Source organism: Pseudomonas sp. LBUM1662, from assembly GCF_059695915.1.
The window spans coordinates 1202331-1221716 of sequence record NZ_CP166793.1; the positions used below are offsets into that span (position 1 = coordinate 1202331).

20 protein-coding genes are annotated in these 19386 nt (G+C 60.8%); 11 read left to right on the forward strand and 9 right to left on the reverse strand.

What is annotated here, in order from left to right; all coding sequences use genetic code 11:
• Positions 1 to 2 precede the first annotated feature (2 nt).
• From ptsP to ACA049_RS05265, 6 genes are all read right to left on the reverse strand, one after another.
• A complete protein-coding gene (ptsP, locus tag ACA049_RS05240) occupies positions 3 to 2519 on the reverse strand; it encodes a phosphoenolpyruvate--protein phosphotransferase (RefSeq protein WP_497333670.1) in 2517 nt (838 codons plus the stop codon).
• Positions 2520 to 2685: 166 nt separating this feature from the next.
• Complete coding sequence (locus ACA049_RS05245; RefSeq protein ID WP_497333672.1) at positions 2686 to 3708, reverse strand: SIS domain-containing protein; 1023 nt, start codon at positions 3706 to 3708, stop codon at positions 2686 to 2688.
• Positions 3689 to 4795 (reverse strand): N-acetylglucosamine-6-phosphate deacetylase, encoded by a 1107-nt coding sequence (gene nagA, locus ACA049_RS05250; protein ID WP_497333674.1) that lies wholly within the window; start codon positions 4793 to 4795, stop codon positions 3689 to 3691. Before nagA ends, ACA049_RS05245 begins: the two co-directional genes overlap by 20 nt.
• A gap of 51 nt (positions 4796 to 4846) precedes the next feature.
• Positions 4847 to 5578, reverse strand: coding sequence for a GntR family transcriptional regulator (locus tag ACA049_RS05255; RefSeq protein ID WP_415759253.1), 732 nt, complete (start codon positions 5576 to 5578; stop codon positions 4847 to 4849).
• Positions 5579 to 5975: 397 nt separating this feature from the next.
• A complete protein-coding gene (locus ACA049_RS05260; RefSeq protein WP_497333676.1) occupies positions 5976 to 6479 on the reverse strand; it encodes a L,D-transpeptidase family protein in 504 nt (167 codons plus the stop codon).
• Positions 6480 to 6543: 64 nt separating this feature from the next.
• A complete protein-coding gene (locus ACA049_RS05265; protein WP_497333678.1) occupies positions 6544 to 7095 on the reverse strand; it encodes an NUDIX hydrolase in 552 nt (183 codons plus the stop codon).
• 146 nt (positions 7096 to 7241) lie between these two features.
• Here ACA049_RS05265 and ACA049_RS05270 point away from each other — a divergent pair, with 146 nt between their 5' ends.
• The 5 genes from ACA049_RS05270 to purT all read left to right on the forward strand — a co-directional run bounded on the left by ACA049_RS05270 (position 7242) and on the right by purT (position 10528).
• Positions 7242 to 7841 carry a CoA pyrophosphatase gene (locus ACA049_RS05270; protein ID WP_497333680.1) on the forward strand — a complete coding sequence of 200 codons (600 nt, stop codon included), beginning with the start codon at positions 7242 to 7244 and terminating at the stop codon, positions 7839 to 7841.
• A gap of 55 nt (positions 7842 to 7896) precedes the next feature.
• Positions 7897 to 8421, forward strand: coding sequence for a gamma carbonic anhydrase family protein (locus ACA049_RS05275; RefSeq protein ID WP_007954617.1), 525 nt, complete (start codon positions 7897 to 7899; stop codon positions 8419 to 8421).
• On the forward strand, positions 8418 to 8633 hold the full coding sequence (locus ACA049_RS05280; RefSeq protein WP_497333682.1) for a DUF1289 domain-containing protein: 216 nt from the start codon (positions 8418 to 8420) through the stop codon (positions 8631 to 8633). The genes ACA049_RS05275 and ACA049_RS05280 overlap by 4 nt, the downstream gene beginning before the upstream one ends.
• Before the next feature lie 146 nt (positions 8634 to 8779).
• Entirely contained in the window at positions 8780 to 9247 is a 468-nt protein-coding gene (locus ACA049_RS05285) for a preQ0 transporter (protein WP_497333684.1), read from the forward strand.
• A 99-nt stretch (positions 9248 to 9346) separates the two neighbouring features.
• Positions 9347 to 10528: a formate-dependent phosphoribosylglycinamide formyltransferase gene (gene purT / locus ACA049_RS05290; RefSeq protein ID WP_461957368.1), complete on the forward strand. Its 1182-nt coding sequence runs from the start codon at positions 9347 to 9349 to the stop codon at positions 10526 to 10528.
• Positions 10529 to 10642: 114 nt separating this feature from the next.
• On the opposite strand, the gene ACA049_RS05295 is transcribed toward purT, so the two are convergent.
• From ACA049_RS05295 to ACA049_RS05305, 3 genes are all read right to left on the reverse strand, one after another.
• Positions 10643 to 11959 carry an MFS transporter gene (locus tag ACA049_RS05295; RefSeq protein ID WP_497333686.1) on the reverse strand — a complete coding sequence of 439 codons (1317 nt, stop codon included), beginning with the start codon at positions 11957 to 11959 and terminating at the stop codon, positions 10643 to 10645.
• 364 nt (positions 11960 to 12323) lie between these two features.
• Positions 12324 to 13568, reverse strand: coding sequence for an HlyC/CorC family transporter (locus tag ACA049_RS05300; RefSeq protein ID WP_497333688.1), 1245 nt, complete (start codon positions 13566 to 13568; stop codon positions 12324 to 12326).
• A gap of 12 nt (positions 13569 to 13580) precedes the next feature.
• Positions 13581 to 14393, reverse strand: coding sequence for a cytochrome C assembly family protein (locus ACA049_RS05305; protein WP_497333690.1), 813 nt, complete (start codon positions 14391 to 14393; stop codon positions 13581 to 13583).
• Between the two features lie 210 nt (positions 14394 to 14603).
• On the opposite strand from ACA049_RS05305, the gene ffh reads away from it, so the two are divergent.
• From ffh to xerD, 6 genes are all read left to right on the forward strand, one after another.
• Positions 14604 to 15980, forward strand: coding sequence for a signal recognition particle protein (gene ffh / locus ACA049_RS05310; RefSeq protein ID WP_017340267.1), 1377 nt, complete (start codon positions 14604 to 14606; stop codon positions 15978 to 15980).
• A 250-nt stretch (positions 15981 to 16230) separates the two neighbouring features.
• Complete coding sequence (gene rpsP / locus ACA049_RS05315) at positions 16231 to 16482, forward strand: 30S ribosomal protein S16 (RefSeq protein WP_007944872.1); 252 nt, start codon at positions 16231 to 16233, stop codon at positions 16480 to 16482.
• A gap of 5 nt (positions 16483 to 16487) precedes the next feature.
• Positions 16488 to 17024 carry a ribosome maturation factor RimM gene (gene rimM, locus ACA049_RS05320; protein WP_008014731.1) on the forward strand — a complete coding sequence of 179 codons (537 nt, stop codon included), beginning with the start codon at positions 16488 to 16490 and terminating at the stop codon, positions 17022 to 17024.
• Positions 17006 to 17779 carry a tRNA (guanosine(37)-N1)-methyltransferase TrmD gene (trmD, locus tag ACA049_RS05325; protein ID WP_154503229.1) on the forward strand — a complete coding sequence of 258 codons (774 nt, stop codon included), beginning with the start codon at positions 17006 to 17008 and terminating at the stop codon, positions 17777 to 17779. Before rimM ends, trmD begins: the two co-directional genes overlap by 19 nt.
• Positions 17780 to 17824: 45 nt before the next feature.
• Positions 17825 to 18175 carry a 50S ribosomal protein L19 gene (gene rplS, locus ACA049_RS05330; RefSeq protein WP_003175895.1) on the forward strand — a complete coding sequence of 117 codons (351 nt, stop codon included), beginning with the start codon at positions 17825 to 17827 and terminating at the stop codon, positions 18173 to 18175.
• 97 nt (positions 18176 to 18272) lie between these two features.
• On the forward strand, positions 18273 to 19169 hold the full coding sequence (gene xerD, locus ACA049_RS05335) for a site-specific tyrosine recombinase XerD (RefSeq protein ID WP_497333692.1): 897 nt from the start codon (positions 18273 to 18275) through the stop codon (positions 19167 to 19169).
• Positions 19170 to 19386: the final 217 nt, after the last annotated feature.

The following is a 19386-nucleotide window of genomic DNA, read 5'->3' on the forward strand; positions in this document are numbered from 1 at the left end:
GTTCAGCTCAGAGGCCATTGCTGGTGACAGGCGTGACGCACCGCTCCGGCGCTGCTCAACTTGAGCAGGTCGTGGCTGATACGCCGGCATTCGGTGGCGTCGAGGTGACGCACGCGGTCCTTGATTTCACCGATCTGCACCGGGCTCACCGACAACTCGCTGACGCCCAGGCCGATCAGGACCGGCGTGGCCAGCGGGTCAGAGGCGAGTGCACCGCAAACGCCAACCCAACGGTTATGCACCGCCGCACCGGCGCAGGTCTGGGCGATCAGCCGCAGCAGGGCCGGGTGCATGGCGTCGACACGGGAGGCGAGGCCGGCGTGGTCGCGGTCCATCGCCAGGGTGTATTGCGACAAGTCGTTGGTGCCGATGGACAGGAAGTCCGCGTGTTCGGCCAGTTGCTCGGCCAGCAGCGCAGCGGCCGGGACCTCGATCATTACGCCTAGCTCCGGGCGCTGGGTCAGCTCCAGTTCAATGCACAAGGCATCGAGGCGCTGGCGGATGTGCAGCAACTCATCGACTTCGGTGACCATCGGCAACAGGATCCGGCAGCGCGACAGCGGGCTGACGTGGAGCAGCGCGCGCAGTTGCTGATCGAGCAATTCCGGGCGCACCTGAGCCAGGCGAATGCCGCGCAAGCCGAGTACCGGATTGGCTTCAGCCGGCAGCGGCAGATAGTCGAGTTGCTTGTCGCCACCTACATCGATGGTGCGGATGATCACCGACTTGTCGCCCATGGCATCGAGCACGGCTTGGTAGGCGAGGCGTTGTTCCTGTTCGTCTGGCGCGGTGTTGCGGTCGACAAACAGAAACTCGGTGCGCAGCAGGCCGACGCCATCGGCGCCATTGGCCAGCGCGTCGGCCGCTTCCGTGCTGGAGGCAACATTGGCGGCGACCTCGATGTGCACGCCGTCGAGTGTCAGTGCCGGGGTGTGAGCCTGAGATTGTTGAAGCGCGCGGCGTTGTTGATGATCGAGTTGCGCCTGATGCACCTCGGCCAGGCGTCCGGCCGTCGGCGTCAATTCGAGACGGCCGCCATCGGCATCCAGCACCACCGCTTGGCCTTGCGGTTGATCCAGCAGTGCCGAACCCAGCGCAACCAGACACGGCAAGCCTTTGCCTCGCGCCAGAATGGCGACATGGGACGTCGCGCCGCCCTCGACCATGCACAACCCGGCGACCCCTTGCTCGCTCAGTTGCAGCAAGTCCGACGGCGTCAGTTCATGGGCAGCGACGATGGCGCCGGCCGGCACGTCGTAATGCCAGGCCTCGCCGAGCAGGGCGCGCAGCACCCGTTGCTTGAGGTCACGCAGATCGTTGGCGCGTTCGGCCAGCAATGCGCTGCCGAGTTGCTGGAGGACGTCGCATTGCGCGTCGATCGATTGGCTCCAGGCGTGTGTCGCGGCCATGCCTTGAGCGATGGAGACGTTGGCCGCGTCCAGCAATGCCGGGTCTTCGAGCAAGGCGAGGTGCGCGGTAAAGATCGCTTCTTCGTCAGTGTTTTTGTGTTTCCTGGCCTGGGCCAATGTGTGGTCGATTTCGCAGCGTACGGCGCTTAGCGCAGTACCGAGGTCTTGCAGTTGTTGCTCGGGATCGTGGCGGCCGGTATCCACCGGCAGGCTGATCGCGTTCAAGCGAAACAGCGGCCCGCCGACCAGGCCGGGCGCGGCGCACACACCGTGCAGCACACCGGCTTCGGCCGTCCGATTGCGGCGGGTGATCGGTGCAGGCGCGGCGGCGTGACTGTCTTCGGCCAACGCGGTGGACAAGGCGATCAGCAACGCTTGCAACGCCGCTTCGGCATCCGGGCCCTGGCAGCTGATCTGAACCTCGTCCTGCTCGCCGACAGCCAGGCTCATCAGCCCGATCAAGCTGTCGCAGGTCGCCGATTTTCCGGCGAAATGCAGCTGCGATTTGCTCTTGAAGCCTTGCGCAGTCTGACGAATCAGCGCGGCCGGCCGAGCGTGCAGGCCGCCACGATGGGCGACGCGAGTGTGGCCGACAATCTCTTCACCTGAAAGCTCCACTTCCGCCTGCGCCCCCGGCGCGTACCGGCGAATGATGTGCAGCAGCGGATCACCGACTTTCACCGATTTCAGGGTAATGGGCCGTGCCTGAAACTCTTGGCTGTTGGTCAGGATCATCAGGCTGACCAGGCTTTTGCACTGCTGCGCGACCTTGTCCAGGTCGTAGCGCAACAGTGGCTGGCCGTTGCTGACCCGCGCGCCTTCCTTGACCAGCATCGAGAAGCCTTCGCCCTGTAACTCGACCGTATCGAGGCCCAGGTGCAGGAGCAATTCGGCGCCGTTGTCGGCACGCAAAGTGACGGCGTGACCGCTGCGGGCGACGTGCACCACGACGCCGGCACACGGCGCGTGAAGGGTGTCGTTCAGCGGGTCGATGGCGATCCCGTCGCCCATGGCCCCGCTGGCGAACACCGGGTCCGGGACTTTGGCGAGCGTGAGCACCGGGCCGCTGAGCGGGGCGCTGAGGGTCAGCTCTTTATTGTTGTTATGCATGGCTCGGTCTCATCAGTAAAAACTACGGTTCAGATCAACTCACCCTCCCTGTAGGAGCTGTCGAGTGAAACGAGGCTGCGATCTTTTGATCTTGTTTTTTACAATCTAAAGTCAAAAGATCGCAGCCTCGTTTCACTCGACAGCTCCTACAGGGGGCCTATTCGGCTCAGTGGGTTCGTGTGACTTTGCTGAGGTGCCGCGGTTGATCAGGGTCCATACCTCGGGCCACGGCCAAACCGGCGGCCATGACGTAGAAACTCTGGATTGCCAGAATCGGATCAAGGACCGGGTGCTCGGCACGGCTCAGGGTGAGTTCGCGTTCGGCAATGTCATCCGGTGCCGCCAGCAATACACGGGCACCGCGCTGACGCATGTCTGCGGCGAGGCTCAGCAAACCGGCCTGCTCGGCACCGCGTGGGGCGAAGATCAGCAGGGGATAATTTTCATCGATCAACGCCATCGGGCCGTGACGGACTTCGGCGCTGCTGAAGGCTTCGGCCTGAATTGCCGAGGTTTCCTTGAATTTGAGGGCCGCCTCCTGAGCGATGGCAAAACCCGCACCGCGACCGATCACCATCAAGCGCTGGCAATCACGCAGGGCGTCGATGGCCGGGCTCCAGTCCTGCTTCGCCGCCTCGCGCAGGCCATCTGGCAAGGCGTTGCCGGCGTCCAGCAATTCCACGTCTTCTTTCCAATGGGCGATCAGCCTGGCGCTGGCGCTGAGGGTGGCGATAAAACTCTTGGTCGCGGCGACGCTGCTTTCCGTGCCGGCGCACAGCGGCAGGCTGAATTCGCACGCGGCTTCCAGCGGCGAGCTTTCGGCGTTGACCATGGAAATGCTCAGGGCGCCGCGTTTGCGCAACAGACGCAGGCTGTTCACCAGGTCCGGGCTTTGTCCCGACTGCGAGAACGCAAACGCCACCTGACCGCTGACCTTCAACGGTGCTTGCAGCATGGTCACCACCGACATCGGCAACGACGCCACCGGAATGCCCAGTTGCTGCATGGTCAGGTAGGCGAAATAGCTGGCGGCGTGGTCGGAGCTGCCGCGAGCGACGGTCATCGCCACTTGCGGCGGCTGACGGCGCAGGCGCCCGGCGATCTCGATCATCTGCGGGTCGAGTTGCTGCAGTTGGGCTTGCACGGCCTCGAACGAGGACAGCGCCTCTTCAAGCATTTTTGAAGTCAATGTCTTCTCCTTCGACCATGACGGCGGTGAGTGTGAGTGAGCGATCCAGCCGCACGCAGTCGGCCCAGCTGCCGGCTTGCAGGCGGCCGCGTTCGGTGAGACCGAGGTAGTCGGCGGGGAATTGCGAAAGACGTTGCGAGGCCTCGGCGATCGGCAGACCGATCTTCACCAGATTGCGCAGCGCCTGATCCATGGTCAGCGTGCTGCCGGCCAGGGTGCCGTCGGGCAAGCGCACGCCGCCCAGGCACTTGGTCACGGTGTGGCTGCCGAGCTTGTATTCACCGTCGGGCATGCCGGCGGCGGCGGTGGAATCCGTCACGCAATACAGGCAGGGGATTGAGCGCAAGGCCACACGGATCGCTCCGGGGTGCACGTGCAGCAAGTCCGGGATCAGCTCGGCGTATTTGGCGTGGGCCAGCGCGGCGCCGACGATACCCGGCTCGCGGTGATGCAGCGGGCTCATGGCATTGTAGAGGTGAGTGAAGCTGCTGGCACCGGCCGCCAGCGCGGCGACACCTTCCTCGTAACTGCCGAGGGTATGGCCGATCTGCATGCGGATGCCGCGGGCACTGAGGGTGCGGATCAAGGCGTCGTGCCCGGCGATTTCCGGGGCGATGGTTATCACCCGGATCGGTGCCAGCGCCAGGTATTCCTCGACTTCGGCCATCAACGCGGTGTGGGCGAAATTTGGCTGGGCGCCGAGTTTGCCGGGGTTGATGTATGGGCCTTCAAGGTGCACGCCGAGTACTCGGGCGCAGCCTTTCGGCCGCTGCTCGCAGAACTCGCCGACGGCTTTGAGTACGCTGGAAATCTCTTCCGGCGGCGCAGTCATGGTGGTCGCCAGCAGCGACGTGGTGCCGAAGCGCACGTGGGTTTTGCTGATGGTTTCGAAGGCGGTTGCGCCTTCCATGATGTCTTTGCCGCCGCCGCCGTGAACGTGCAGGTCGATGAAGCCGGGCAGCAGATAAGGCAAGTCGTTGTCGGCCGGATCGCAGGGCGCGCCTTCGATGGACACGACTTTGCCGTGTTCGTGAATCAGCCGGCCGCGAACCCAGCCGTGGGCGGTGAGGATATTGTCTTCGGACATGATCGGTTCTCGTTGCTCGATTGCTGCGAAGCCTTTTATCGGCGAAGCCTTTTATCTACGAAGCTCTGCGACAAAGTCGTAGTAGTCGTTGCGGCAGTAGGTGTCGGTGACTTCGATCGGTGTGTTGTCTTCCAGGTAGCCGACCCGGGTCATCAGCAGCATGGCGGTGCCGGGGGCGATGCCGACGAGGGCGGCGAACTCGTCCGAGGCGTTGATCGCCTGGATATGTTGCAGCGCACGGACGATCGGTTTGCCGATGCCGTCGAGGTATTCGTAGAGGGAGTCGCCCACTGCTTGCGGCTTGGGAATGATCGAGGCCGGCAGGGTGCTCATCTCGATCGCCATCACCGTGTCATCGGCTTTGCGCAGGCGTTTGAGCCGCGCGACCTTGTCATTGGGCGAGAGGCTGAGGCGGATCAGTTCTTCGTGGGTCGGCGGTGTGATTTCGCGTTCCAGCCATTGCGAGCCGGGGACGAAACCCTTCAGGCGCAGCATTTCGCTGAAGCCCGAGAGGCGCGACAGCGGTTGTTCCAGGCGTGGCGTGATGAACGTGCCGGAACCCTGGTTGCGGCGGATCAGACCTTGCTCGAACAACACTTCCAGCGCCTTGCGGGCGGTAACGCGGGAGATGCCCAGCAGCTCGCTGAGGTTGCGCTCGGAGGGCATCGCCTGCTCGGCTTTCCACTGGCCGGCATGGATGGCCGCTTCCAGGTTGCGCGCCAGTTGCAGGTATAACGGCGTGGGCTGAGTGTCGTCAGGGCGTAGGGCCTGGAGGTCGTTCATGTCAGGGATGTCCGATGCGGATATTGGAGTGTTGTGTTCCGCGAATGGCCGGAAATTAATACCACTTGAATACCATGTCAATGCCAGTGCTTTGCTATGGGCGTGGCAAAGCTAGCCCTGTTGGGCGGTTGGATTGAGGTTTGGTTTTAAGTGGTATTAGAGGTGGGGGTTTTGAATGCAAAGATCGCAGCCTGCGGTAACGCTTGCCGGGAGGATTGGTATCTTCCCGGCAGGCATTACCGAAGGCTGCGAACTTTTGAAATTATTTTTCGAGGGGCGACCGAAGGTAGCGCTCGGGAGACGGAATCGGAGGCTTGATCGTTCCCACGCTCTGCGTGGGAATGCCTCAACGGACGTTCCGCGTTCCGCGTTCGGCTTTGGAAGGGGAAGCTTGGGGTTACGGGCGAATCTCGATCATCGTCCCGTCCGGCACCAGGCCCCACACTTCGCGCATGTCCATGTTGCGCATGGCGATGCAGCCGTCGGTCCAGTCCAGGGTGTGGAACAGGTCTTCCGGGTTTTCTTCGGTGTCCGGCGTGCCATGGATCATGATCATGCCGCCAGGCTCGACGCCTTCACGCCGGGCGCGGGCAGCGTCGCTGATGTTCGGGTAGGAGATGTGCATGGACAGATTGAATTTATCGCTGACCTTGCGCCAGTCCAGCCAATAGAAACCTTCAGGCGTGCGTCTATCGCCTTCCATCAGTTTTTGGCCTTTCGGGTTTCTGCCCAGGGAAATGCGATACGTCTTGAGCGGCTTGCCGTCATTGATCAATTGCAATTGGTGAGCGGATTTGAGCACCAGAACTTTTTCGATGACTTTGCCGTTCAGGGTTTCCGCAACGGAAGCCTGTGACATAGCGACGAACGACAAGCAAAACACGGCAAGCAACCAGCGCATTGAAACGATATCCCTGAAAGGTGTCGCGACTATTTAGTTATAGGTGATTTTGGAGCAAGGAGCTTTAGGTGATGGCAGGCTGAGCAAGCGGCGGGATCGACTCGGACCGCACGGGGTAGACCTCGGTCCGCCGGTCAGCGAAGAAGCATTCTAAGGTACGGCCCACCGTGCGGAAAGCCAACTCGGACCACGGGATGTCGGCTTCGTCGAAAAGCTGCACTTCGAGGCTCTCGGGGCCGGCGGAAAAATCCAGGTCCACCAGCTCCGCGCGAAAGAACACATGCACCTGGCTGATGTGTGGCACGTCGATCAGCGTATAGATGTTCAGGTTGCGCACCCGCGCGCAGGCTTCTTCGGCAGTCTCGCGAATGGCGGCCTGCTCGATGGTTTCGCCGTTCTCCATGAAACCGGCGGGCAGGGTCCAGTAACCGAGCCGAGGCTCGATGGCGCGCCGGCACAGCAACACTTTCGAGCCCCAGGTCGCTACGCAACCGGCGACGATGTTGGGGTTCTGATAGTGAATCGCCTGACAGCTGTCACAGACAAAACGCAGGCGCGAATCGCCTTCGGGGATGCGCTGGGTGACCGGGTTGCCGCACTGACTGCAAAATTTCATACGGGGGTTCCTGAATGCTGCGCCTATCTTGGCGTGCGGCGGTGCCTGTCGGCAAGTTGTCGTTTAGCGACATGCAGTGGTTATGGGGTTGGGCGGCCGGTGCGATTGGTGCATGATGCAAGGTAGCGAATAAATCGAGAAGACTCATGCTGGACGAGCTACTTCACCGGGTAAGCAACCACACGCCGCGTACCCTGGAATCCGATCGACGTTTCCCCGAAGCTGCGGTGCTGGTGCCCATCACCCGCAGTGACGAACCGGAGCTGGTTCTGACCCTGCGCGCCAGCGGGCTCTCGACCCATGGCGGTGAAGTCGCCTTCCCCGGCGGGCGCCGCGACCCCGAAGACCCTGACCTGATTTTCACCGCGCTGCGAGAGGCCGAAGAAGAAATCGGCTTGCCGCCGGGGTTGGTCGAAGTGATCGGCCCGCTGAGCCCGCTGATCTCCCTGCACGGCATCAAGGTCACGCCTTATGTCGGAGTGATTCCGGATTTTGTCGAATACCTGGCCAACGATGCCGAGATCGCCGCGGTGTTCAGCGTGCCCCTGGAGTTCTTCCGCGAGGATCCTCGGGAACACACCCATCGCATCGATTACCAGGGGCGCAGTTGGTACGTGCCGAGTTATCGTTACGCCGAGTACAAGATCTGGGGCCTGACCGCGATCATGATCGTCGAGTTGATCAACCTGCTCTATGACGCCGACATCAGCCTGCATCACCCACCCAAAAGCTATATCAATACTTGAAGCCATCGTTCGTATGGCGTGAAACGCGGCTGCCTGAGCCTTTGAGGAAAACAAGATGAAATATCGCCTGGGCGACGCCCGCGTCGAAACCCATCCGCAGAGCTGGGTCGCACCCAATGCCGTGCTGGTGGGCAAGGTCAAACTGGAAGAGGGCGCCAACGTCTGGTTCAACGCCGTGTTGCGTGGCGACAACGAATTGATCCTGATCGGCAAGAACAGCAACGTCCAGGACGGCACGGTGATGCACACCGACATGGGCTATCCGCTGACCATCGGCACTGGCGTAACCATCGGCCACAACGCCATGCTTCACGGCTGCACCGTGGGCGATTACAGCCTGATCGGTATCAATGCCGTGATTCTCAACGGCGCGAAAATCGGCAAGAACTGCATCATCGGGGCCAACTCGCTGATCGGCGAGGGCAAGGAGATTCCCGACGGTTCGCTGGTCATGGGCTCGCCGGGCAAAGTGGTTCGTGAGTTGACCGAGCCGCAAAAGAAGATGCTGGAGGCCAGCGCTGCGCACTATGTGCATAACTCGCAGCGTTATGCCCGTGATCTGGTCGAGCAGGAAGAATGAACGCCACCGAACGGCCGGTGCTATCGCCGTGCGTGAACATTTGTGCGCTGGACGAGGACGATATCTGTACCGGGTGCCAGCGCACGGTCGAAGAGATCACGCGCTGGAGCCGGATGGACAACGAAGAGCGCCGCAAGGTGTTGGGGTTGTGTCATGAACGGGCGAAGTCCAGCGGCCTGGTCTGGATGCTCGGCAAAACCCCAGACCTGTAGGAGGTGTGTAGGAGCTGTCGAGTGCAACGAGGCTGCGATCTTTTGATCTTGATCTTAAAAATCAAAGTCAAAACATCGCAGCCTCGTTGCACTCGTCAGCTCCTACGGTACTCTGTGCGCCAAATTGACAGGTATCTTTGCGCCCCATGCTCTTCCTGATCGCTTACATCAGCAGCGTCGTGCTGATCAACTACGCCTTTTCCACTGCCCCGCACCTGGACATCATCTGGTCGGCCTGGGGCGGCTTGGTGTTTGTCTTGCGCGACATGGTGCAAACCCGCTTCGGCCATGGCGCCATTGCGGCGATGCTCGCAGCGCTGGTCCTGTCCTATGTCACTTCCGATCCGTCCATCGCCTTGGCCAGCGCCACGGCCTTCGCGGTGTCCGAGTGCATTGACTGGCTGGTGTTCAGCGTCACCAAACGCCCATTGCACGATCGCCTGTGGATAAGTTCGGCCCTGAGCATTCCCCTCGACACTTTCATCTTCTTCGGCATGATCGACGCCTTCACCCCGGCCGTGATCCTCACCGCCATGGGCTCCAAGTTCGCGGGAGTGACGGTCGTGTGGCTGATCATGGCCTGGCGCTTGCGCAAACAGGCCGTCGCCAGCTGAAGCCAAACCCTGCGGTTCATGTAAAATGCCGCGCTTTCTCCCCATGGGAAGCGCGCCAGGCGCCGCGACCCTCGATGATCCGCTTCTTGAGGACCTGAGATGACCCGTATCGGAACTCCATTGTCGCCAACCGCGACCCGCGTATTGCTGTGTGGCTGTGGTGAGTTGGGCAAGGAAGTGGTGATCGAACTGCAACGCCTGGGCGTTGAAGTGATTGCCGTCGACCGTTACGCCAACGCGCCGGCCATGCAAGTTGCGCATCGCAGCCACGTGATCAACATGCTCGACGGCGCCGCCCTGCGTGCCGTGATCGAAGCCGAGAAGCCGCACTTCATCGTGCCGGAAATCGAAGCCATCGCCACCGCAACGCTCGTGGAACTGGAAGCCGAAGGCTTCACCGTGATCCCGACCGCACGGGCGGCGCAGCTGACCATGAACCGCGAAGGCATCCGTCGCCTGGCTGCTGAAGAGCTGGACCTGCCGACCTCGCCGTACCATTTCGCCGACACCTTCGAGGACTACAGCAAAGCCGTCCAGGACCTGGGCTTCCCGTGCGTGGTCAAGCCAGTGATGAGTTCGTCGGGCAAAGGCCAGAGCCTGCTGCGCAGTGCTGATGATGTGAAAACCGCTTGGGATTACGCTCAAGAAGGCGGCCGCGCCGGTAAAGGTCGCGTGATCGTCGAAGGCTTTATCGACTTCGACTACGAAATCACCTTGCTGACCGTCCGTCACGTCGGCGGCACCACCTTCTGCGCACCCGTCGGCCACCGTCAGGAGAAGGGCGACTATCAGGAATCCTGGCAGCCACAAGCCATGAGCCCGATTGCCCTGGCTGAATCCGAGCGCGTCGCCAAAGCCGTCACCGAAGCCCTGGGCGGTCGTGGTCTGTTTGGTGTCGAGCTGTTCATCAAAGGTGATCAGGTGTGGTTCAGCGAAGTCTCGCCGCGCCCGCATGACACCGGCCTGGTGACCCTGATTTCCCAGGACCTGTCGCAATTCGCGCTGCACGCACGGGCGATCCTGGGCCTGCCGATTCCGTTGATCCGTCAGTTCGGGCCTTCGGCGTCGGCGGTGATTCTGGTGGAAGGGCAGTCGACCCAGACCGCTTTTGCCAACCTGGGTGCTGCATTGAGCGAGCCGGATACGGCGTTGCGTCTGTTCGGCAAGCCTGAGGTCAATGGCCAGCGCCGGATGGGCGTGGCGTTGGCGCGGGATGAGTCGATTGAAGCGGCTCGTGCAAAAGCGACCCGTGCTTCGCAGGCTGTTGTAGTCGAGCTGTAAACCGAGGCGCGCCGTTCGCGGGCAAGCCTCGCTCCTACAGGTTATTTGTCGAGCGCGTTATTGTCGTTCGACGCGAACCCGTAGGAGCGAGGCTTGCCCGCGAAGCTTTTTCAGTCAGGTCACCCGATTCAGATCGTTATGCCGTGTCTCCTTCAGGCACAGCACCGCAATCAAACTCAACACCGCCGCCCCCGACACATACCCGCCGACATAACTCAAACCACCCATTGCCACCAGTTTCTGCGCGAAGAACGGCGCCGCCGAGGCTCCGACGATTCCGCCCAGGTTGTAGGCGGCCGACGCGCCGGTATAGCGCACGTGCGTTGGAAACAGCTCCGGCAGCAGCGCGCCCATCGGCGCAAACGTCACGCCCATCAGAAACAGCTCGATGCACAGGAACAGCGCCACGCCCCAGGTCGAGCCTTGGGTCAGCAGCGGCTCCATCAAGAATCCCGACAGAATCGCCAATACGCCGCCAATGATCAGCACCGGTTTGCGCCCGTAACGGTCACTGGCCCAGGCCGACAGCGGCGTAGCGGCGGCCATGAACAGCACGGCGAAGCACAGCAGCGCGAGGAAAGTCTCGCGGGTATAGCCGAGCGTCGATACGCCATAACTCAGCGAAAACACAGTCGAGATGTAGAACAGCGCGTAGCACACCACCATCGACCCGGCCCCCAACAGCATGGGCGCCCAGTACTGGCTGAACAGCTCGACCAGCGGAATCTTCACTCGCTCCTGGCGGGCCATTGCATTGGCAAACACCGGGGTTTCGTGGAGTTTGAGGCGCACATACAGGCCCACCATCACCAGCGCGGCGCTGAGCAGGAACGGAATCCGCCAGCCCCACGAGCGGAACTGCTCGTCATCCAGGGTCATCGCCAGCGTAAGAAACAGGCCGTTGGCTGCGAGGAAACCGATCGAAGGGCCGAGCTGCGGAAACATGCCGAACCAGGCACGTTTGCCCTTGGGTGCATTCTCCGTCGCCAGCAGCGCCGCGCCGCCCCATTCGCCGCCTAATCCCAAGCCTTGGCCGAAGCGCAGCACGCACAGCAGGATCGGCGCCCAGGCCCCGATGCTGTCGTAACCCGGCAGCACGCCGATCAACGTGGTGCACACGCCCATCAGCAGCAAGGACGCGACCAGTGTCGATTTACGCCCGATGCGGTCACCGAAATGGCCAAACAGCGCCGAGCCCAATGGTCGTGCGAGGAAGGCGATGCCAAAAGTGAGGAACGCCGACAGCATCTGCGCGGTGCCGGAGGTCTGCGGAAAGAACACCGGACCAATCACCAGCGCCGCGGCGGTCGCGTAGACGTAGAAGTCGTAAAACTCGATGGCTGTGCCGATAAAACTCGCCGTCGCTACGCGGGTGGCGGAGTTCGTCGGTTGCGCAGGCGTGGTTTCGTTATAAGTCGTGCTGGTCGTCATGCGGTTATCCCTGACAGTCATGTGCCCCAGTGGAGCGAATTATTATGGTCGAACACCCAGGGATGTGGGAGTGAGGCGCGGCCGCTGTTCAAGGTAGGAACAGTCGTCGGTTTGGTGCGGAAATTGCCGATGTCTGGCCGGAACCTGCTGCGTGCGGGGTAAGCACGTGGTCCGGCGGGGCTTGGGTAAGCGGATTCGATTATAGGAAGGTGGCTAACGATCAAACAAGATCAAAAGATCGCAGCCTCGTTTCACTCGACAGCTCCTACAGGGGAGTCGTATGCGGTCCGAATCGCGAAATTCCGGGTGTCACCGTTCCCTGTAGGAGCTGTCGAGTGAAACGAGGCCGCGATCCTTTGATCTTTCAGCGAGTCGGTAAAACGACTGGCACCGAGCTGGTATGCCAGATCAGCACACGCGTAACGCGATTGTCTTCCGTCTCAAGAATTTCCAGCCGATAACGCCCGATCTTCAGGCACACCGCGCTGTCCGGAATCGTCTCCAGCGCCTCGGTCACCAAGCCGTTAAGGGTCTTCGGACCATCGCTGGGCAGGTGCCAGCCCAGGCTCTTGTTCAATTCGCGAATCGACGCCGCACCTTCGATCATCAGTCGCCCATCGGCCTGCGGATGGATGTGCGGGTTGTCCAGGCTGTGCTGGCTTTCGAATTCGCCGACGATTTCTTCGAGAATGTCTTCCAGGGTCACGATGCCGAGCACTTCGCCGTACTCGTCGACCACCATGCCCAGGCGCCGCTGCTGTTTGTGGAAATTCAGCAGTTGCAGCTGCAGCGGGGTGCTTTCCGGCACGAAGTACGGTTCGTGGCTGGCGGCCAGCAGCGCTTCGAGGGTCAGGCTTGCGTCGGGCAGCAGGTGGCGGATCTGCCGGGTATTGAGCACCGCTTCCACCTGGTTGATGTCGCTGTGGAACACCGGCAGCCGCGTGCGCTTGTTGTTGCGCAGTTGCTCGATGATCTCTTCAAGGGAATCGTCGAGGTTGATCCCGTCGACGTCACTGCGGGGCACCAGGATGTCGTTGACCGTGATGTTGTCGAGCGCGTGGATGCCCGCCAGCGGGTGCGGGCGGCAGACGGCTTGATCGAATTCGTCCTTGCGGTCGTTCGGCGTCTCGTCTTCGCTTTTTTGCACCACTTTGACTTTGCGGGCAAACGGCCGCATCAGCAGCTGAGTGAAGCCATTGAGCAGCCAGGCCGCCGGGTAGATGATTTTCAGTGGCGCGCCGAGCAGCGTGTTGCCCAGGGCCAGGATTGCGTCGGGATAGCGCACGGCGAGGGTGCGCGGCAGGTAGTCGGCGAACACCAGAAGCGCGACTCCGGCACCCAGGCAAGCAACCCACGGACCGTTTTCTGCCCAGATGAAGATCGCCAGCAAGGTGCTGATGACCACGGCGAGCGCGCGACACAGGGTATTGCAGAGGATCAGGCTGTTGAGCGGGAAGCTCAGCTTCGCGACCGGTTTGTCGCTGGAACGCGAGGCGGTTCGTTGCGCCAGCAAATGCTGTTGTGCCGTTTCGATGGCGGTAAACAGCCCCGACCATAAAATCAGCAGGGCCAATACCGCGAGCATCGGCCCTATGGGCAAATCGTCCATTAATGCCGCCCGTCAGATGTGCAGGATGTATTCACGGACCAGCTTACTGCCGAAGTACGCCAGCATCAGCAGGCAGAAACCGGCGAGGGTCCAGCGAATGGCCTTGTGTCCGCGCCAGCCGAGGCGGTTACGGCCCCAAAGCAGCACGCTGAAAACGATCCAGGCCAGGCAAGCCAGCAGGGTTTTGTGCACCAGGTGCTGGGCAAACAGGTTGTCGACGAACAGCCAGCCGGAGAGCAGCGACAACGACAGCAAGGTCCAGCCGGCCCAGAGGAAACCGAACAGCAGGCTTTCCATGGTTTGCAGCGGCGGGAAGTTCTTGATCAGCCCCGATGGATGCTTGTGCTTGAGCTGATGGTCCTGGACCAGCAGCAACAAGGCCTGAAACATCGCGATGGTGAACATGCCGTAGGCGAGGATCGACAGCAGGATATGGGCGAGGATGCCCGGCTCTTCGTCGATGACCTGCACCGTGCCGGCAGGGGCGAACTGTGCCAGCAGCACCGTGGCGGCCCCGAGCGGGAACAGCAATATAAGCAGGTTTTCCACCGGGATCCGCGAACAGGCCAGCAGGGTCAAGCCGATGACCGCTGCGGCAATCAGGCTGGCGGCACTGAAAAAGTCCAGGCCCAGGCCGATCGGTGTCAGCAAGTGGGTGAACAGGCTGGCGCTGTGAGCCAGCACGGCAAGCACGCCGAGCGTGACCAGCAGGCGCTTGTTCGCCTTGGCGCCAGTGGCCAGACGAGTGCCTTGATAGATAGTCGCAGCGGCATATAAGCAGGCGGCGGCGAGGGTAGTCAGCAAACTGGGTGACAAGGGGAGCATAAATCCTGTTAGGCAAGCCCGAAAGGCGCTGAGTTTGGCATAGAACCCCCGCAGCACGAAAGACCATGCAACCTGACGACGAGGTGTCCGCCAGACGCAGTCTTCGCTATAATCCGCGACCTGCCCACGCCGCAGGCTCGCCGAGCTCATGTTTTTTCCGGTCTGGGCCGCCATTATCCCGGTCTACACAGGGCCTGAAAGGATCGCGCAATGTTTGAAAACTTAACCGACCGTCTCTCGCAGACGCTGCGCCATGTCACCGGCAAGGCCAAGCTGACCGAGGACAACATCAAAGACACCCTGCGCGAAGTGCGCATGGCGTTGCTCGAAGCCGACGTCGCCTTGCCGGTGGTGAAGGACTTCGTCAATTCGGTCAAGGAGCGCGCCGTCGGCACCGAGGTGTCACGCAGCCTGACGCCGGGCCAGGCCTTCGTGAAGATCGTTCAGGCCGAACTCGAAAGCCTGATGGGCGCCGCCAACGAAGACTTGAACCTGAGCGCCGTTCCGCCAGCCGTCGTGCTGATGGCCGGTTTGCAGGGCGCGGGTAAAACCACCACCGCCGGCAAACTCGCGCGCTTCCTTAAAGAGCGCAAGAAGAAGTCGGTCATGGTCGTGTCCGCGGACGTTTACCGTCCGGCGGCGATCAAGCAGCTGGAAATGCTCGCGGGTGAAGTCGGCGTTACCTTCTTCCCGTCCGACCTGAGCCAGAAGCCGGTCGAGATCGCGCAAGCGGCTATAAAAGAAGCAAAGCTTAAGTTTATTGATGTGGTCATCGTCGACACCGCCGGTCGTCTGCACATCGATGAAGAGATGATGGGCGAGATCAAGGCCTTGCACGCCGCGATCAACCCGGTTGAAACCCTGTTCGTGGTCGACGCCATGACCGGCCAGGACGCCGCCAACACGGCCAAGGCCTTCGGCGACGCATTGCCGCTGACCGGTGTGATCCTGACCAAGGTCGACGGCGACGCCCGTGGTGGTGCTGCGCTGTCGGTGCGCGCCATCACCGGCAAACCGATCAAGTTCATCGGTATGGGCGAGAAGAGCGAAGCGCTCGAACCGTTCCACCCCGAGCGTATCGCTTCGCGCATCCTCGGCATGGGCGACGTGCTCAGCCTGATCGAACAGGCTGAAGCGACCCTCGACAAGGACAAGGCCGACAAACTGGCCAAGAAGCTGAAGAAGGGCAAGGGCTTCGACCTCGAAGACTTCCGCGATCAGCTGCAACAGATGAAGAACATGGGCGGCCTCGGCGGCCTCATGGACAAGCTGCCGAACATCGGTGGCGTCAATCTGGCTCAGATGGGCAATGCCCAGGGTGCGGCAGAGAAGCAATTCAAGCAGATGGAAGCCATCATCAATTCCATGACCCCGGCCGAGCGCCGCGACCCTGAGCTGATCAGCGGTTCGCGCAAACGCCGGATAGCCATGGGTTCCGGCACTCAGGTGCAGGACATCGGTCGCTTGATCAAGCAACACAAGCAGATGCAGAAGATGATGAAGAAATTCTCCGCAAAAGGCGGAATGGCCAAAATGATGCGCGGCATGGGCGGTATGTTGCCCGGCGGCGGCATGCCCAAGATGTAAAGAATCCGCGCCGGCAGTCATGTCGGCGCAGACCCGCAGGGATGCGGGATCTCCAGCAAACCCGCACTTGGCGGGAGCTGACTGGCCGTTTTCAACGACGGCTCTATAGCAAATCTTGATGGCGTCCGAAAGGTCGTCGGAAAAAGTCATTTGCAAAAGTCCGGATATTCCTTAGAATATGCGGCCTTTCGGGCACCTATGCCCGCTGTGCCTTTAGATTTGCAGCACCGACTACAGGAACGATGTTCACATGCTAACAATCCGTCTTGCCCTTGGCGGCTCCAAAAAGCGCCCGTTTTACCACTTGACCGTAACCGACAGCCGCAACCCGCGCGACGGTTCGCACAAGGAACAGGTTGGTTTCTTCAACCCTGTTGCTCGTGGTCAAGAAGTCCGTCTGTCCGTGAACCAAGAGCGCGTAGCCTACTGGCTGAGCGTTGGTGCACAGCCTTCTGAGCGTGTTGCTCAGTTGTTGAAGGACGCTGCTAAGGCTGCGGCCTGAGCAATATGAACGCGACGCCTGCTGTTGCTGATGATTTGATCGTTATCGGCAAGATTTACTCTGTTCACGGCGTTCGCGGCGAAGTGAAGGTTTATTCCTTTACTGATCCGACTGAAAACCTGTTGCAGTACAAAACCTGGACGCTCAAGCGCGAAGGCAATGTGAAGCAGGTCGAGCTGGTCAGTGGACGCGGGAACGACAAGTTCCTGGTCGCAAAGCTCAAGGGTCTTGATGATCGTGAAGAAGCTCGTCTTCTGGCCGGTTATGAGATCTGCGTGCCGCGCAACCTGTTCCCTGAATTGACCGACGGCGAGTACTACTGGTACCAGCTGGAAGGTCTGAAGGTTATTGATCAACTCGGGCAATTGCTCGGGAAAATCGACCATCTTCTGGAAACCGGCGCTAATGATGTAATGGTGGTCAAGCCTTGCGCTGGCAGCCTGGATGATCGCGAACGCCTGTTGCCCTATACGGAGCAATGCGTGTTGGCCGTCGACCTTGCCGCAGGCGAGATGAAGGTGGAATGGGATGCGGACTTCTAAGCGTGGCTAACTTGCGCGTAGAAGTGATCAGTTTGTTTCCCGAGATGTTCTCCGCCATCAGCGAGTACGGCATCACCAGTCGTGCGGTGAAACAGGGGCTGTTGCAGCTCACCTGTTGGAATCCGCGAGACTACACGACGGATCGACATCACACTGTGGACGATCGCCCATTTGGCGGTGGCCCGGGCATGGTGATGAAGATCAAGCCCCTGGAAGATGCTCTGGTTCAGGCCAAGGCAGCAGCCGGGGAGGCGGCGAAGGTGATTTACCTGTCCCCCCAAGGCCGTCAACTGACTCAGTCGGCGGTACGCGAGTTGGCGAATCTGGATGCATTGATCCTGATTGCCGGCCGCTATGAAGGCATTGACGAGCGTTTTATTGAAGCTCATGTCGATGAAGAGTGGTCGATTGGCGACTATGTACTGTCTGGCGGCGAGCTGCCGGCGATGGTCCTGATCGATGCGGTTACACGACTGCTGCCTGGAGCTTTAGGGCATGCGGACTCCGCCGAGGAAGATTCCTTTACGGATGGTTTGCTGGATTGCCCGCACTACACCCGACCGGAGGTGTATGCGGATCAGCGTGTTCCCGACGTATTGCTAAGTGGCAATCACGCGCATATCCGGCGTTGGCGTTTACAGCAGTCCCTTGGTAGGACCTTTGAACGACGCGCCGATCTTCTGGAAAGCCGCTCGCTTTCTGGAGAAGAGAAGAAGCTGCTCGAGGAATACATCCGCGAGCGGGACGATAGTTAACAACGTATCGATGGTAGATCCGACGATCTACCTTAGGAGCACAGCATGACTAACAAAATCATCCTTGCACTCGAAGCAGAGCAGATGACCAAAGAGATCCCTACCTTTGCCCCGGGCGACACCATTGTCGTTCAGGTGAAAGTGAAGGAAGGCGACCGTTCGCGTCTGCAAGCGTTCGAAGGTGTTGTTATCGCCAAGCGTAACCGCGGCGTAAACAGTGCTTTCACCGTTCGTAAAATCTCCAACGGTGTTGGCGTAGAGCGTACTTTCCAGACCTACAGCCCGCAAATCGACAGCATGGCCGTTAAACGTCGCGGTGACGTACGTAAAGCCAAGCTGTACTACCTGCGTGACCTGTCCGGTAAAGCAGCTCGCATCAAGGAAAAACTGGCTTAAGTCCAGCTTCCGATGCAGAAAAAAGCAGCCTACGGGCTGCTTTTTTGTTGCCTGCGATTTATCTTCCCTGACCATTGTCGGTCTTGCCTGAGCCTTTATGCCCGCCATCGATCATCCCTTGATAGACCAGTTTCTCGACGCGCTGTGGCTGGAGAAAGGTCTCTCCGATAACACCCGCGATGCCTATCGCAGCGACCTGGCCCTGTTCAACGGCTGGCTGCAGGAGAAAGGACTGGAGTTGATCAACGCCGGCCGCGAATTGATCCTCGATCACTTGGCCTGGCGTCTGGAGCAAAACTACAAACCCCGTTCAACAGCGCGATTTCTCTCGGGTGTGCGCGGCTTTTATCGCTATCTGCTGCGGGAAAAGTTGATCGCGGTCGATCCGACGTTACGCGTCGATATGCCCCAACTCGGTAGGCCGTTGCCCAAATCTCTGTCGGAAGCAGACGTGGAAGCGCTGCTGAAGGCACCAGACCTGAGCGAAGCCATTGGCCAACGCGACCGCGCCATGCTCGAAGTGCTTTACGCCTGCGGCTTGCGGGTGACGGAGCTGATCAGCCTGACGCTGGAGCAGGTCAATCTGCGCCAAGGCGTGCTGCGGGTGATGGGCAAGGGCAGCAAGGAGCGGCTGGTGCCGATGGGCGAGGAGGCGATTGTCTGGGTCGAGCGTTACCTGCGTGATGGTCGCCAAGAGCTGCTCGGTGGACGTCCCAGCGACGTCATGTTCCCCAGCCAGCGCGGTGAGCAGATGACCCGCCAGACCTTCTGGCACCGCATCAAGCACCAGGCCAAGGCCGCCGGGATCGGCAAGTCGCTGTCGCCGCACACCTTGCGCCATGCGTTCGCCACGCACCTGCTCAACCACGGCGCCGACTTGCGGGTGGTGCAAATGCTGCTCGGCCACAGCGACCTGTCGACCACCCAGATCTACACCCACGTCGCCCGCGCACGCTTGCAGGACCTGCACGCCAAACACCACCCGCGCGGCTGAATGAGATCCCTGTGGGAGCGGGCTTGCTCGCGAAAGCTATCTATCAGTTACATCAATGTTGAATGTGCCGTCGCATTCGCGAGCAAGCCCGCTCCCACGGGTTTAGCGTTGTACGAAGCGTTGCGTCAGGCGCATTCGGCCACGCGGGCCTTATGTGGTAGGCTTTGCCGGTTTGCACGATGGGCGGTTATGACCCGGTGTTTCGGCACGGGCGTTC